The sequence below is a fragment of the Nitrosomonas oligotropha genome (genome assembly GCF_009833085.1).
GTDB lineage: Bacteria > Pseudomonadota > Gammaproteobacteria > Burkholderiales > Nitrosomonadaceae > Nitrosomonas > Nitrosomonas oligotropha.
Map to the genome: position 1 here is coordinate 1 of NZ_QRBZ01000013.1, position 15,735 is coordinate 15,735.

Below are 15,735 nucleotides of genomic sequence, written 5' to 3' on the forward strand. Positions count from 1 at the left end.
ATACCCAGAAACCGGGATTAATCGGAATTATGTTTTATGCTTTTTGTATTGAATATGCGCGAATTTTTAAAATTTCGCGGAAAATGAGGCGGGGTCTTGTTTTTTGATTATTTAATTTTTTTCCGTGTTTTTTTCCATGGACTTATGCCCAAAGACTCTAAAGCAGCATGTGTAATTCGAGTTCCCTTCAGCATTGATTTTTTCCACCGCAAACGTACACGTTCCAAGTCATAATAAATTTCACTCATTTTTGTAGAACAACCACCGAATTTCTCGGCTGCTTCTGAAAATAACCCTTCGTCGATGGGGCTTCCCTTGCTGATTTGTTCGCGTATATACAGGTATATTTTTATCTTGTCTTCTTCACTACGCTTTGCTTTGTGTTTGCCTTTATTGGGTTTGCCAAGAACTACATCCCAACTTTTAGCTTCACAACTACTGATTTTTGTATATCCTTGATGGAATGCCTGTGCTGCCCAGTTTGGTAAAACCAGTTTTTCGGTGCAACAAAAATTAATGCATTTCGTCAGTGCATTGAGATCGCCAGCAAGATATTCTTCTTCGTATGCATCGAAAGCAATTTCGTAGATTATCAGACGCTCTTCATCCCCTAGTTGCTCTACATATTTGTTTAATCTATATGCGAATGAATCTGGATTATTCAAAGATTCTTGATAGCTGCTAGCCCCAGCTTCTTCCCTTTTCTTGCGCGGAGTAAACTCAGCTAAAAGCTCATCTAATTCGTCTTCAAGCCGCCTTCTACTCATTTCGTTCCTTTTATCTTCGCGACGTTGGTAGACTGCTTCACTCCTGCTGCCGCCAGCATTGCGCCGGTTGCTTTGTTGATTGATTCTCTTACCGGATCAAGGTCAAGCCGTGCATAAATTGCCGTTGTGTTCTGATTCTTGTGATTGAGTGATTTTCCAATGATTGCTAATGAAGCGCCTGTTTTAGCCTGCCAGCTACCCAGCGTTCGCCGCAAATCGTGAATGCGTAGATTGTCGATTCCTGCACGCTCTAGGATTCGTTTCCAGCCTTTCTTTGGCTCCATTAGATGCCCAGCTTTGCCATTGCCAGGAAAAACGTATTCAGCGCTATCTAATGACTTCCTGCTCTGCAATATCTCTATTGCTTCAGGTGATAATGCAACAGTTTGAGGTGTGCCATTCTTGGTTACTTCGATTCGCCATTCAGCCCGCTCGAAATTGATATCCTGCCAACGCATAGCCAGCACATTGGATCGTCTTGCACCGGTCAATAATGACATCAGCACATAGTCCCGGATTGTTTCGTTTTCTTCTTCTGCTACCGCTTGAAAGAATCGAGGTAATTCGTCGGATTGCAGAAAGCGGTCACGGGATTGTTCGGGAAATTTTGCTATTCCGTGAGCTGGGTTCTCGCCTTTCCATATTCGCCACTCATTGATTGCTTTGTTGAACATGACGTGCAGTAATTTAAGAACAATATTCGCGGTTACTTGGCCATTGCTACGACCTATCTTCTTGTGAAGTCGATCAACTTCTTCATGTTTGATAGATGATAGCTTTCGATTTCCAAGTTTTGACAAATAAAGCCGATATGTCGCTTTCGGCTTATCTGGACGTTTATTGAAAACTGCGCACCTATCCATATATTCTTCAAATAATTCATCCAGCGTCATTTCTTTCCTTGCTTCTCGAAGCAAATCAGCAGGATTCTTACCCTCAGCAATATCGTGGACTAACTCCAATGTCTTGCGCCTTGCCTGTTCGATCGTCATATCTGGATAACGTCCAAGAGTAATACGCTGAGGATTGCCTCCCCTAATCCGTCTATTGATGAAAAAGGTTTTTACGCTAGTCACGCGCAGCTGTAATCCCGATATTTTCGTATCGTGATAAATATTGCGCTTACCTGTTTCCGGCATCGGCAGTGCATCAATAATTGCTTTAGTGAAATTGATTTTGTTTTCCATATCACCTCCATTGGTGCCACGCCAGTGCCACGTTGCAGATCAAATTTTATTAATTTTGGTGAGATATCGTTAATACAGCATTAGTGTAACATACTGTTTAATATACTCACATTAACATTGGCAAACCAGTGAGAATGAGGAGGCTTTGAAACTCCTAAGGGGTAGGTCGCACGTTCGATTCGTGTTCAGGGCGCCATGAACAACGCATAATAAAAAATGCGTCCTAAGCGACGGGGACAATTATATCCGGTTAGCTGACGCGCAATTAGACTGTGCCAATCGCCATTTAGCTAGCGCATCGGCACAGTTTAGTGGATTGCGGTGGTAAAAGAAGAAGTAGATTAACAGAACAGATTCAGAATCACGAATTTCGCGCTATGTTCCTACGTGATCGCCAGGTGCGCAATGCCCGAATTGAGGTCCTGCGATTTGGCTTCAGCGCCTTCCAGTTTAATTTGCAGGCGCAGCTCATTCATTGAATCCGCGTTGCGCAGCGCGTCTTCGTAACTGATTTTTCCCGCTTCATACAGCTCAAATAGCGCCATGTCGAAGGTCTGCATGCCAAGTTCGCAGGATTTTTTCATGATGTCTTTGATCTCGTGAACATTTCCTTTGAAAATCAAATCCGCGATCAGGGGCGAATTAAGCAGCACTTCGATCGCGGCAACCCGGCCTTTGCCGTCCTTGGCCGGTATTAACCGTTGTGCAACGAGGGATCGCAAATTCAGCGATAAATCCATCAGCAACTGTGCCCGGCGTTCTTCCGGGAAGAAATTGATGATCCGATCCAGTGCCTGATTGGCGCTGTTGGCGTGCAGCGTACCCATGCACAAATGACCTGTTTCGGCGAAGGCAATCGCATGCTCCATGGTTTCACGGTCACGGATCTCGCCGATGAGAATGGCGTCCGGCGCTTGCCGCAAGGTGTTTTTCAGCGCCGCTTCCCAGGATTCGGTATCGACACCGACTTCGCGTTGCGTAATGACGCAGTTGATATGTTCGTGCACATATTCGACTGGGTCTTCGATGGTGATGATGTGGCCGTAGCTGTTTTTATTGCGATGTCCGATCAGTGCGGCCATGGATGTGGATTTTCCAGAACCGGTGCCGCCGACAAAAATGACCAATCCACGTTTGCTCATCACCACTTCTTTCAGCACTTGCGGCAACCCCAAGTCGTCAAATTCCGGGATTTTGGTGGTGATGGTACGCAACACCAAACCAACCCTTTGCTGCTGCACAAAGGCATTAACCCGGAACCGCCCGATCCCGGCGGGACTGATTGCGAAGTTGCATTCTTTGGTGGCATCGAACTCGGCCGCCTGTTTGTCGTTCATGATCGCGCGCGCAAGCATTTCAGTATGTTGCATGCTCAGGGATTGTTGCGACACCGGTGTCATTTTTCCGTCAATTTTCATCGCCGGTGGAAAACCGGCGGTAATAAACAAATCGGAGGCTTTCTTGCTGAGCATTAAGCGCAGTAAATCCGACATAAATTTCGATGCTTGTTCCTTATCCATAACACACTCCCGGAATTCAACTCAACTGGATTGGCCGATCAGCCTCTGAAATTATCTTTATTCATCGCTTGCGTCCTGGCTTCGGCCATTGAAATCACGCCGCGCTTCACCAGGTCGGTCAAATTCTGATCCAACGTTTGCATGCCGGCATTCTGGCCCGTCTGAATCGCCGAATACATTTGCGCGACCTTACCTTCCCGTATCAGGTTGCGGATTGCCGGTGTGCCAATCATGATCTCATGCGCCGCCACGCGGCTTTTGCCATCCTTGGTTCGCAACAATGCTTGAGAAATTACCGCGCGTAACGATTCGGACAGCATCGCACGAATCATTTCCTTCTCTTCGGCAGGGAAAACATCGATGATACGATCAATCGTTTTAGCGGCGGAACTGGTATGCAATGTGCCGAAAACCAAATGACCGGTCTCGGCCGCCGTCATCGCCAAACGGATAGTTTCCAGGTCACGTAACTCACCGACCAGAATAATATCCGGGTCTTCACGCAAGGCTGAGCGCAAGGCATTCGAGAAACTCAGGGTATCCCTTCCCACCTCACGCTGATTAATCAGGCATTTTTTGCTTTCATGCACAAATTCAATGGGATCTTCAAGGGTCAGGATATGTCCGTAATCATTTTCGTTGATATCGTTGATCATCGCCGCCAATGTGGTCGACTTGCCTGAGCCGGTGGGACCTGTCACCAAAACCACCCCGCGCGGTTGCTTGGCAATTTCCGCAAATATTTTGGGCGCTTTAATATCTTCCAGGCTCAATACTTTTGACGGAATCGTCCGCATCACTGCGGCGGCGCCGCGCTGGGTATTGAAGGCATTGACACGAAATCGGGCGAGATTCGGCACCGCAAAAGAGAAATCACACTCCAGGTGCTCTTCATAAAATTTTCGCTGACCGTCGTTCATAATGTCGTACACCATCGCGTGTACTTCCTTATGCCCCATCTCCGGCAGATTGATACGGCGGATCTCGCCATGCACCCGGATCAGGGGCGGCATTCCGGCCGATAAGTGCAAATCCGAAGCGCTATTTTTAACGACAAATGCAAGCAGTTCTACTATATTCATAGTGACACCCTCTTGTGACAATGCAAAATGTAACGCGAAACATTTGAATAAGAATTGACCGCCCGTAAGGATCAGAACCTGAATCAACCCGCTTGTTAACGGATGGGGTCAATAAAAAATTGAATGTGGCTGGTTAGAAATTCAGGCTTCTTCAGGTCAACGGCCATCAGCATTCCGTCGGTTTCTATGCCGTCTGATTGACGGCATCAGTGATCCGGTGAGCCCAGGCTGTGGCTTCCAGTTCCAGCCGGATGAACTCTTCCATGCTGAGAAATCCCAGTTCCGGCAGCATCGACAAAACTATTTCGGATTCACCTTTTTCATACGCTTCGATCAATGCAAGTTGATATCCTAGCGATCCGCGGCGGGTCAGCAAGGCTTCGCTCATGTCTTTTTGAATACTGAGGGTGCCGACGAGCTCGGACATCTCGATCCCCAGCAACGTATCCAGCAATGACAAAACACCTACCATAAACGCGCGATCCTGATGGTTCTTATCATGCGGGCGATCCGCGATGGCAATCGACTCCAGTAATTTGCCTCGCACGGTTGCTGTTTGCATCAACGCATCGGAAGTGCCGCCGTCCCTTTGTTTGGCGGCGTAGAGCAGAATCTGCACCCAGCGTTGCAGCTGTTTACGGCCCAGAATCATGATGGCCCGTTTGATCGAGTTAATCGTGCTCGGCAAGCCGTTGGCAGCCGAATTCACCATGCGCAGCAGGTTATAGCTCAATCCGGGCTGATATTTGAGTTCGTTTTCAATGTCACCCACTTCACTGTCCCTGACCACCAGCAACAAAAGTTTCAACAAGGATAGTTTGGATGGATCGATCCGTTTTCCCGAAATAATCTCCGGTTTTGCAAAATAGAACCCTTGCAGCATTTGAAAATTCAGCGCGATGCAGTTTCTGGCGATCTCCTGGCTCTCAACTTTCTCGGCTAACAGCAGCACCGGCCAGCGCCTTAGTCTCTTTACCAGACTCAGCAAATCCTGCTGGCTCAGTGCCGTAATATTGATCTTCACTACATTGATGAGCGGCATGATGCGATCAAATCGCGCATCCAGGTGGGTCACATTGGAAAGTGCCAGCTGATAGCCCTTTTGCTTTAGAAAGGAACAGCGTTGAATGATCTCATCGTTAATATCCACGCTTCTTAAAATTTCCAGCACGACATGTTTTTTCGGGAGCATGCAAATGGTATCGTTAAGCAGCAACTTGTCATCCACTTTGATAAAACCGCGCCGCTTACCGATGACATTCTCTATCCCCAGCTGCCCATAGGTATCGATGATGACATTCGCGGAAGCTGCGGAGTTATCGGTTATCGTAACGACATTGTGTTGATCGGAGCGAAATAAAAGCTCATATGCCACCAAATTTTGTTTGTTATCAAGGATCGGCAATCTGCCTAGATAAACTTCCATCCCATCTCCTGTAACTTTACGCTGTCCTGCTGATTTTTATTTATCGTCCCGGATAGGATCAACTTGAGCTTTTGTTTATTGGGAATAACATGATGAAATAATTGAATTAAGATGACACCTTACAATGCCACGATCATTAGCGTATGGCGTTGAATACTTCGATGACTTGCAGTTTCGCCACCGTCATTACCGATTCAACAATTTCAGCCGATAAACCCAGAAAACTCCAAGCCTGAAGTGCGCGATCGGAGATGGTTTCTTCGTGCTCTACCGGTTGATTGGTACAAGGTTGAATATAACTGGCGATATTGACTGCCGCACACAATGTGCTGGCGTCATACTGGAATTCCTTTTCTTGCATCGGATTGAATTGATACTCGACCATCTTGCAGATATTGACCGGTAATTTCCATTGTTTCAGCAGTTCGGCGCCTAGTTGCGCATGGGTGAAACCGAAGATCTTGCGTTCCGCCTGGATTGCCGCATCCTCGCCCTGATTCATGCAGCTCAACACTTGCGCCGATTCCTTCGGATATTGGCTGAAAAGAATTAACCGCCCCACGCCATGCAACAATCCGGCGATAAAAAAACGCTCCCGGCTGTCGACACTGGAAGCCAATAGGCGCGCGGTAACGCCACAAGTGATACTGTGATTCCAGAAGGTATCCATGTCCACCAACTCAGGTGGAATATCCTTGAATGTAGAAGTCACGGATGTGGCCAGAACCAGATTGCGCAGTTCTTTGTGCCCGATAATGGCAATCGCTTTTAATACGGTTTCCACTTTCCCGGAAAAACCAAAATAGCTGCTATTGGCAAATTTCAATATCTTTGCCGTCAATGCGGGGTCGCTTGCAATAACACGCTCCAGCTCAGTATTGGTTGCTTCTCCGGAGTCGATCAGGTCATTCACTCGAACCACAACATCAGGCAAGGAAAAAATTGAGCGAACGTTAGTCACTATCGTGCGTGGATCATCCATTCAGGTCTCTGTTAAGAAAAAATAAAAAGGGGTCTTAGGAAGTTAAACACTTACTAAGATTAAACTAAAACCGGAAGGGGTACGCTGACGATTAAACGGGGAAAACTATCGGATTTCGTCGGGAAGGATCAGTGGAACGGGAAGCGTATTGCGGATACTTTATTTTTTGGCGGCAATAAGCGCCTGATATTTTGCTTGCAGTTGTTCCTTACTTTCAATCACGTCGGGATTGAGTGAAATGCAATCCACCGGACATACTTCCACGCATTGCGGCTCGTTATAATGCCCGACACACTCGGTGCACAAAGCCGGATTGATCCGGTAAATTTCCTCGCCTTGGGAAATGGCGCCATTCGGGCACTCGGGTTCACAAACATCGCAATTGATACATTCGTCGGTAATGATTAATGCCATTTTATTCTCACAAAACTATTGATTAACAATCTTCTCGCGCAGCTTTTTAGCCACTAAGGGATGTACAAATGCGTCCGCATTCCCGCCCAGTGAAGCGATTTCACGCACCATGGTGGCGGAAATGAACATATATTGTTCGGACGGGGTCATGAATAAAGTCTCGACATCGGGATACAAGCCGCGATTCATTCCCGCCATCTGGAATTCGTATTCAAAATCGGACGCCGCGCGCAAACCGCGCAAAATGACACGCGCATTCTGCTGTTGTAGAAAATTCATCAACAAGCCGGAAAAGGGGATAATCGTGACATTGGTACAGCCGGACAAGACTTCCTGCGCCATTTCCACGCGCTCTTCCAATGTGAAAAACGGCTTCTTGCTGCTGCTTACGGCTACCGCCACCACCACTTGATCAAACAAACGCGCGGCCCGCCGGACCAGATCCTCATGTCCGCGGGTTATCGGATCAAAAGTGCCGGGATAAATCGCTTTATCCATGCTGCGCCAGCTCCAGCAGCCGGTAATGCACACTGCCGGCTCTTGTGTCGCGCTTTACCTGCCAGTTCGCATCCGCAGTCCAATTGCCTTTGTCTTCCGCGTAAACCAGCCCGCCCATTTCGAGATGACATGGCAATAAGGGCAGCAATTCCGGTAACAGCCCCAGACGGTAAGGAGGATCGAGAAAAATAACATCAAATTTCCGCGTATCCGACTTCAAAAAATTCATCGCATTCATCATAACCAGCTCAACCTGTGTTGCTTGCAATTTTTCCTTATTCTCCCGCAGCATGCGATAGATCGCTGTATCGGCGTCCACCATTACCACCGATGCCGCGCCGCGGGATGCGGCCTCGAAACCTAGCGCTCCGCTTCCGGCAAATAAATCGAGACAGCGCATGCCGCTCAAATCCTGTCCCAGCCAGTTAAACAGCGTTTCACGGATCCGATCGGCGGTGGGTCTTAAATCGGGATGCTCGGGAAAAGCCAGTAAACGGCTGCGCCACTGACCGCCGATGATACGAACTTTTCCCCGGGTTAAGGCCATCAGCACAAATTTTATTCGATCGCACCCACGATCACAGTCACCATACCATCAGGCTGAATCCGGCGCTGAAATGCCTGCCGGATCTGTTCGGTGGTAACCGCTTCAACGGCTTCCAGATAATCCGTCAAATAAGTCAGTGGTAAACGATAAAAACCGATCACGGACAGAAAGCCCAATATCTTGCTATTGCTGTCGATACGAAGCGGGAAACCGCCGATAATATTTTGCTTCGCCGCCGTTAATTCATCCTCGGTCGGACCTTGAGCGACAAAATCTTTCAGCACTTGGTGCGTCAAAGCCAATGCTTCTTCCGATTGTTCCTTTTTGGTTTGCAAACCGATTTGAAACGGCCCTTGCTCCTGATAAGGAGAGAAGAAACTATACACACTGTAAGCCAAGCCGCGCTTCTGGCGAATCTCTTCCATCAGGCGTGAAACAAATCCGCCGCCGCCCAGAATGTGGTTACCAACCAGCAGGGGAAAATAATCCGGATCGCTGCGCCGCAGTCCCGGATAGGCCAACTGGATATGACTCTGCGTGGCAGGATGGGGAATCCTTTTTATCCCCGCCGCCGGGATTGATACCGGCGCAATCCCGGTCTTCGCGCCATCGGCAGGTAAATTGCCGGTGAGCGATTCGGCAAGTGCTGCCGCATCAAGCCGGGTGATATCGCCCATGATGGCGATGACGGCATTCTTGGCGGCATAATAAGAGCGGTAAAAAGTCAGCAGATCCGCACGCTGCAACCGGCTCAACGTCTCAATCTCACCCATTTCATTGAATCCGTAAGGATGATCGCCATACAGCATTTTCATCAATTCACGATCGCCGATGTAATCCGGTTTGGTGCTGGATTCTTTGATACTGGCAATGATCCGGGCTTTTTCCCGCGCCACAACATCTTGCGGAAATTCCGGTTGTTGAATAATCCGCGCCAATATATCGAGCGCCTGCTTGCGTTCCCGCTCACTGCTCAAGGTGCGCAAGGCAATACCGGCACGATCGCGGTCGAAATGGTTCTTCAGCTGCGCGCCGACATCGGCCAGCGCTGTCGCAATCTGATCTTCCGTCAGGCCGCCCGCGCCAAGACTCAGCATATGCTGCACCAGACTGGCGCGGCCGGATTGAGCGGCGCTATCCATGCCGCTACCGGCGGCGAATTCAACGCTGATATCCAATATGGGCAAGTCATGATTCTCGACAAAATACACGCGCGCGCCGGAAGCTGTTTGCCAGTATTGGATCGGCAATGTGGCCCAGGCCCATTGCGCGTAAAGACTGAACAACACAATAAAAATGAATCGTTTTATTTGCACCCAAATACCTCCCGCAGTGCGTTCACTAAAAGTAAATAAGGAAAATCCATACCCGGAGATTAACCGCTATTGCGCAAACCGGCGGTTACACCATTGATGGTCAGATGGATGGAACGTTTAACTTCCTCGCTATCCTCACCTGAGCGGTAACGGCGTAACAATTCGACTTGCAAGTGATTGAGCGGATCAATATACGGCGTTCTATTGCGGATACTGCGCGCTAACGTCGGATTATCTTGCAGCAACTCAGTATGGCCGGTCACGGCGAATAACCATTTCTGACTTCTTGACCATTCATCTTTGATGCGGCCGAAAATCTGCTCGCGTAACGCCACATCCTCGACTAATTCCGCATAACGGGAGGCGATGCCCATGTCCGTCTTAGCCAGCACCATGTCCATGTTCGACAATAATGTTTGCATGAACGGCCATTCCCGGTACATCTCCTGCAATAACGCCAACCCTTGACCATTCTGATCTTGATGATTGACAAAAGCTTCCACCGCATGCCCAAACCCATACCATCCCGGTAGCATCATCCGGCTCAAACTCCAGCTGAATACCCAGGGAATCGCGCGTAAATCTTCAATCGCATCGGAATTCTTGCGCGACGGCGGCCTGCTGCCAATGTGCAGTCCCGACATTTCGCGGATTGGTGTGGACTCCAAGAAGAATTTTTTAAATCCCTCGGTTTCGTACACCAAATCACGGTAAGCCGCAAAAGAACCGGACGCCAGTTTTTCCATCGCCCGGTAATAACGGTCTGCATTCGCGCCAAGCGAATCATGACCGAGCAGTGTCGCTTCCATTGTCGCAGCCACCAGTGTCTCGAGATTCCGCCGTCCGATTTCAGGTTCGGCGTATTTACTGCTGATCACCTCGCCTTGCTCGGTAACGCGGATCTGACCGTTCACACTGCCCGGCGGTTGCGCCAGAATACTTTGATAGCTGGGTCCGCCACCCCGGCCTACCGTGCCGCCGCGGCCATGAAACAAACGCAACTCCACTTTATGTTTGGCAAAAACTTTGGTCAGCTCAATTTCGGCTTTATAAATTTCCCAGTTCGACGTGATAAAACCGCCGTCTTTGTTACTATCCGAGTAACCGAGCATGACTTCTTGCACATTGCCGCGCGAAACCAGCAGCTGGCGATAGTAGGGCGTCGAGAATAATTGATCCATAATTTCGCCGCAAACTCGTAAATCCGAGATCGTTTCGAACAACGGAATAATATTCAGGTGCAATTGCGGGGTTTCACCGCTTTGCAACAGTCCGACTTGCTGCAGCAGATAAGCGACTTCCAGAACATTGATAATGCTGGTTGTCATGGAAATAATGTAATTCGGCAGTGCGGCTCGTCCAAACCGGCGGTGAATGTCAGCGGCGCAGTGCAAAATGCGCAATTCCGATTGCGCCAATTCGGAAAAGCCGTCATAAGTGGCGAGTATCGGCCGGGATTGACCGATTTCGTTCAGCAGCCACTCGGTGCGTTGTTTTTCATCGAGTTGCGCATAACCGCTTTTGCCTGTGTGATGCTGGAATAATTCGCTGACCACTTGCTCGTGAATTTTGCTATGTTGCCGCATATCCAGCGGAGTTAAATGAAATCCGAAGACATCCGCGGCGCGGCGCAAGTTGCGTAGTGCTCCGCGAGCAATCCAGGCGGATTTATGCTGTTTCAATGAGGCAATGATGGTATCGAGATCCCGCAGAAACTCTGCGCAGTCGGCATAAGGTTCTCGCTTTTCCGCCGAGCTGAGCTGCAAGACTTGGTGCCCGAATTGTCTGGCGGTCGCAACCAAACGCGCGCCGATACTGAGAAAAATCCGCCGATAGGGTTCATCGGACCGGTTGGGAATATCGGGTGCGGTAGCCACCAATTTCTTGACATCATCACTGACCTCGACCAATTGCTCGGTCAAACTCATCGAGCGGCCAATTTTTTGTGCCGCATCGATGTAATAATCCAGTGCAACTGATGATTGACGTTCAACCGCGCGCAACATAACATCGTGTGTGACAAAAGGATTGCCGTCGCGATCGCCGCCAATCCAGCTGCCGATGCGCAAGAATGAGGAAACCGCAGGAATTTCGCCTTGATTTAAACGGCGTTCGAGAAAATCCTCAATTTTTGCATAGATATAAGGGATTTCGGCCAAGAACGTATAACTGTAAAAAGTCAAACCGTTTTCGATTTCATCGTTGACCGATAACCGGCTTGGCCGCAGCATGCGCGTTTGCCACAGAATCTCAATGGTTGCCCGTAAATTCTCTTCGTTATGCCGCAATTCGTTGGGTGTTAGCTCCGTCCGCGCCCGCTCTCTTAACAGCCGCTCAATGGTGAGCTGACAGTCCAATATACTGCGCCGCTGCACTTCCGTCGGATGCGCTGTTAGAACCGGCGATACAACCGCTTTCCTGAAGAAATCGAAAAGAATAGCGGGGGCATTGTTGCTGCTGGTCAGCACACGCTCAAGCGCCAGCGTCAAACTGCCTTCCTGCAGCGGGGATTCTGCGCGCAAATGCGCACGCCGCCGCCGGTTGTGATGCACATCCTCGGCAATGTTGGAAAGCAATGAAAAATAACTGAAGGCGCGAACAACGGGCAAGGAGTTCTCATCGCTCAAACGGTTAAGTATCGCATCCAGCTCCTCGCGCGCCTTGGGATCCTGATCTCGATGAAAACGAATCGCGGTCTGGCGTATATTTTCGACCAGTTCAAAAGCGCTGTCACCGTCTTGCTCCCGCAACGTATCGCCCAGCATACGCCCGAGAAAACGAATATCCTCGCGCAATGGTAAGTCTTTATCATTCACCAATTTATTATTGGCACTATTATTCCCTGAATCAGCAGCGCTCATCGCATTACATACCCACGATCAAAAAAGAATCCGGCACTCGCTTGCAACACGCAAAGTCCGTACCGGCCATGCTAAAATAATCATCATACAAAATTTTTTGTAATTTTTTCATTTTATACTATTAATGCCCAACTCACTTTTATCTCCACAGAAAATCGTCATTGCATCGCGGGAAAGTTTACTCGCTATGTGGCAAGCCAAATTTATCCAAAAACGTCTCGGCGAATTATACCCGCAAACTGAAGTCAGCATACTTGGGATGACGACACGCGGCGATCAAATACTGGATCAATCCTTAGCAAAAATTGGCGGAAAAGGCCTGTTCATTAAAGAGCTCGAACAGGCATTGGAAGACGGCCGGGCGGACATCGCGGTGCATTCGATGAAAGATATGCCAATGAATGTGCCGGAGGGATTTGCGCTGGCCGCCATAACGGAGCGGGAAGATCCGCGCGATGCGTTTGTTTCCATTCACTATAGCGGCCTGGATGCATTGCCTGAAGGCAGCATCGTCGGCACCTCAAGCTTGCGGCGCGAAAGCCAGCTGCGCGCGCAATTCCCGCATCTCGACGTTCATCCCTTGCGCGGCAATGTGCAGACCCGGCTGCGTAAACTCGACGAAGGGCAATATGCCGCAATCATTCTGGCTGCCGCCGGTTTAAAACGGCTGGGATTATCCGATCGCATCACCGCATTGCTGAGTCCCGAGCAAAGCCTGCCCGCAGTAGGTCAAGGCGCATTGGGTATCGAATGCCGGGCGGATCGCACCGATCTGGTTGCGCTGATGCAACCGCTGCATCATCAGGAAACCGCTTATTGCGTCGAAGCCGAGCGGGCCTTGAGCCGTGTATTGGGCGGCAGTTGCCAAGTGCCGCTGGGCGCGTTTGCTGAAATCAGCAACGGCAAACTCCAACTGCGCGGATTCGTGGCGCAACCTGATGGCAAACGCATTGTCAGCGATGCGCTGAATGGCAAACCGGAAACCGGCATTACAATGGGACAGCAATTAGCGCAAAAGCTGATCAACAAAGGCGCCGGTGAAATTCTGGCAACCCTGGTCCCCGCAGAGGGCTGGAAATAACATTGCCTGCGAGCACACAACTTACCGGCCTCAATATTCTGGTCACCCGCCCTGAGCATCAATCCGCTGTTCTTGCGGAAGGTATCCGCGCGCTGGGCGGCAATCCGATTTTGCTTCCTGTACTGGAAATTGCCGATGTCACCGATCTGAATCCTTTAACCGATCTGATCAAGCGCCTGGATGAGTTCGACTGGGCAATCTTTGTCAGCCCCAATGCCGTCAACAAAAGCATGCCATTGATAACCAAGCAGCATGCATTGCTGCCGCCACATCTGAAATTTGCCGCAGTCGGGAAAGGCAGCGCAGACACTTTGAAGCAATATGGCGTCAACGATGTGCTCATTCCAACCGAGCATTCCGATAGCGAAGCGCTACTCAAGCTCAATCAGCTACAGCACATCGCCGGGCAACGAGTTGTCATCTTTCGCGGCAATGGCGGCCGGCAATTATTAGGTGACACACTCGCGCAACGTGGTGCTTATCTCGAATACGCCGAATGCTATCAACGCAAAAAACCCGACCTTGATACGGCACCACTACTTGCTGATTGGTCGCAAGGCAAAATTCATGCCGTGATCATCACCAGCAGCGAGGGACTGCATAATTTATTTGACATAATAGGCATGCTTGGCCAACAATTGCTGAAATTAACGCCGGTTTTTACAGTTCACGAACGAATTGCCCAAACGGCCAAAGAGTTAGGACTGGAAAAAATCATAAAAGCGCCTTCCACAGGTGACGAAGGCTTACTGAAAGGCTTACAAGCATACTTTCAGGTAACCGGAAAATAGTACAACCGAACGGATGTTCATGTAATTTGCAATCGGCGGTTCAATATTAACAATGATCATCTCTACTGCAATGAGGAGAATATATGAAACTGATACTCTGGCTATTGGCACTTTTCGCTGCCGCTGTAGCTGTCACGCTAGCTGCTAAAAACACAACAGGGCGCGCGCTCATCGAGATGCCGCCTTATCAACTGGAATTACCCCTGGATCAATTCATCCTTGCGGTAGCAGTAGCCTTTTTTGTTTTTTATATTCTAGTCCGGTTTATTTTGGGGATCTTTGGTTTCAGTCAGCGGCATCGCCATAAGAAAACGGATGAAATGCTCTTGTCCGGATTAAAAGCTTATTTTGAAGGCGACTACATTAAATCACAAAAAAATACAGCGATTGCGCTCAAGCTGGCCGATTCATCGACAGCCAAAGCAATCAGCGCTGTTATTGCAGCCCGCTCGGCTCAAATACTTAATGAAGTGGCTGCACGTGATCAATACTTGAACACTGCGCTGGCTCAAGCACCGGATGAAAAATCATTGTGCCTTGCCGCCAAAACCGAATTTATGTTGCAAAAAGGGGATTATCAAGAGGCCCTTAGAATATTGCAGTCGCTGTATGCAGAAGGCGGGCTGCAATCCATTGCCGTTCTGCAGCTGGAGCTAGAAGCTCAGCAGCAAGCCGGCAATTGGGATGCGGTTCTTGAATTGGTTGACATATTGGCAAAACGCCAATCAGCGGACAAGACGCTGGTAAGAAAATTAAAACACGATGCGCAAATAGAAAATATCAAAAGTAAAGCCACCGATTTGCAATCATTGAATCAATACTGGCAATGCATATCACCGCTGGATAAAATGGACAGCAAGCTTTCTGTCGCAGCCGTGCGTGCCTATATCTCGTTAGGTAACTGTAATATGGCCAATAAAATTATCGAAGCGAATATCCCGATGACATGGGATAACGAATTGATAGAGCTGTATTCGGAATGTTTGGATTACCACGTCAGCAGGCAAATCGAATGTGCCGAAGTATGGCTTAGATCACACCCCAATAATGCGATTTTACTGCTAACGCTGGGCAAACTCTGTACGTATTGTGAGCTTTGGGGTAAAGCGCAAAATTATCTGGAAGCAAGCTTATCTGTTGAACCCGGACACAAAGCGCATTTCGCCCTAGCGCAGTTAAATGAAAAGCTCGGAAAACATGAATTGGCAATGGATCATTACAACAAAGGGTTGCAATTAACACTTAAACAACTCAGTTAAAACG

14 protein-coding genes are annotated in these 15,735 nt (G+C 48.9%); 3 read left to right on the forward strand and 11 right to left on the reverse strand.

Annotated features, from left to right (window positions below; all coding sequences use genetic code 11):
• Nucleotides 1-107: 107 nt before the first annotated feature.
• The 11 genes from ABD07_RS05305 to ppc all read right to left on the reverse strand — a co-directional run bounded on the left by ABD07_RS05305 (nucleotide 108) and on the right by ppc (nucleotide 12,600).
• Nucleotides 108-767: a hypothetical protein gene (locus ABD07_RS05305; protein ID WP_160817444.1), complete on the reverse strand. Its 660-nt coding sequence runs from the start codon at nucleotides 765-767 to the stop codon at nucleotides 108-110.
• Nucleotides 764-1,954: a tyrosine-type recombinase/integrase gene (locus tag ABD07_RS05310; RefSeq protein WP_160817445.1), complete on the reverse strand. Its 1,191-nt coding sequence runs from the start codon at nucleotides 1,952-1,954 to the stop codon at nucleotides 764-766. Before ABD07_RS05310 ends, ABD07_RS05305 begins: the two co-directional genes overlap by 4 nt.
• Before the next feature lie 383 nt (nucleotides 1,955-2,337).
• A complete protein-coding gene (locus ABD07_RS05315) occupies nucleotides 2,338-3,474 on the reverse strand; it encodes a PilT/PilU family type 4a pilus ATPase (protein WP_160817446.1) in 1,137 nt (378 codons plus the stop codon).
• A 38-nt stretch (nucleotides 3,475-3,512) separates the two neighbouring features.
• Nucleotides 3,513-4,556, reverse strand: coding sequence for a type IV pilus twitching motility protein PilT (locus ABD07_RS05320; RefSeq protein WP_132428854.1), 1,044 nt, complete (start codon nucleotides 4,554-4,556; stop codon nucleotides 3,513-3,515).
• 184 nt (nucleotides 4,557-4,740) lie between these two features.
• Nucleotides 4,741-5,982 carry an EAL and HDOD domain-containing protein gene (locus ABD07_RS05325; RefSeq protein WP_160817447.1) on the reverse strand — a complete coding sequence of 414 codons (1,242 nt, stop codon included), beginning with the start codon at nucleotides 5,980-5,982 and terminating at the stop codon, nucleotides 4,741-4,743.
• Nucleotides 5,983-6,118: 136 nt separating this feature from the next.
• On the reverse strand, nucleotides 6,119-6,964 hold the full coding sequence (locus ABD07_RS05330) for an HDOD domain-containing protein (RefSeq protein WP_160817448.1): 846 nt from the start codon (nucleotides 6,962-6,964) through the stop codon (nucleotides 6,119-6,121).
• A gap of 159 nt (nucleotides 6,965-7,123) precedes the next feature.
• Nucleotides 7,124-7,378, reverse strand: a complete 255-nt coding sequence (locus tag ABD07_RS05335; protein WP_132428848.1) for a YfhL family 4Fe-4S dicluster ferredoxin — start codon at nucleotides 7,376-7,378, stop codon at nucleotides 7,124-7,126.
• Nucleotides 7,379-7,393: 15 nt separating this feature from the next.
• The gene (gene coaD / locus ABD07_RS05340; protein ID WP_160817449.1) at nucleotides 7,394-7,876 is read right to left on the reverse strand and encodes a pantetheine-phosphate adenylyltransferase; all 483 of its coding nucleotides are present in this window, start codon (nucleotides 7,874-7,876) and stop codon (nucleotides 7,394-7,396) included.
• Nucleotides 7,869-8,423 (reverse strand): 16S rRNA (guanine(966)-N(2))-methyltransferase RsmD, encoded by a 555-nt coding sequence (rsmD, locus tag ABD07_RS05345; protein WP_160817450.1) that lies wholly within the window; start codon nucleotides 8,421-8,423, stop codon nucleotides 7,869-7,871. Before rsmD ends, coaD begins: the two co-directional genes overlap by 8 nt.
• A gap of 11 nt (nucleotides 8,424-8,434) precedes the next feature.
• Nucleotides 8,435-9,739, reverse strand: a complete 1,305-nt coding sequence (locus ABD07_RS05350) for an insulinase family protein (protein ID WP_160817451.1) — start codon at nucleotides 9,737-9,739, stop codon at nucleotides 8,435-8,437.
• Between the two features lie 59 nt (nucleotides 9,740-9,798).
• Nucleotides 9,799-12,600: a phosphoenolpyruvate carboxylase gene (ppc, locus tag ABD07_RS05355; protein ID WP_160817452.1), complete on the reverse strand. Its 2,802-nt coding sequence runs from the start codon at nucleotides 12,598-12,600 to the stop codon at nucleotides 9,799-9,801.
• Nucleotides 12,601-12,724: 124 nt separating this feature from the next.
• Here ppc and hemC point away from each other — a divergent pair, with 124 nt between their 5' ends.
• The 3 genes from hemC (at nucleotide 12,725) to ABD07_RS05370 (ending at nucleotide 15,731) form a co-directional block, all read left to right on the forward strand.
• Nucleotides 12,725-13,681: a hydroxymethylbilane synthase gene (gene hemC / locus ABD07_RS05360; RefSeq protein ID WP_160817453.1), complete on the forward strand. Its 957-nt coding sequence runs from the start codon at nucleotides 12,725-12,727 to the stop codon at nucleotides 13,679-13,681.
• A 2-nt stretch (nucleotides 13,682-13,683) separates the two neighbouring features.
• Complete coding sequence (locus ABD07_RS05365) at nucleotides 13,684-14,472, forward strand: uroporphyrinogen-III synthase (protein ID WP_160817454.1); 789 nt, start codon at nucleotides 13,684-13,686, stop codon at nucleotides 14,470-14,472.
• Nucleotides 14,473-14,555: 83 nt separating this feature from the next.
• Nucleotides 14,556-15,731, forward strand: a complete 1,176-nt coding sequence (locus tag ABD07_RS05370) for a heme biosynthesis HemY N-terminal domain-containing protein (protein WP_108697870.1) — start codon at nucleotides 14,556-14,558, stop codon at nucleotides 15,729-15,731.
• The last annotated feature ends 4 nt before the right edge of the window (nucleotides 15,732-15,735 follow it).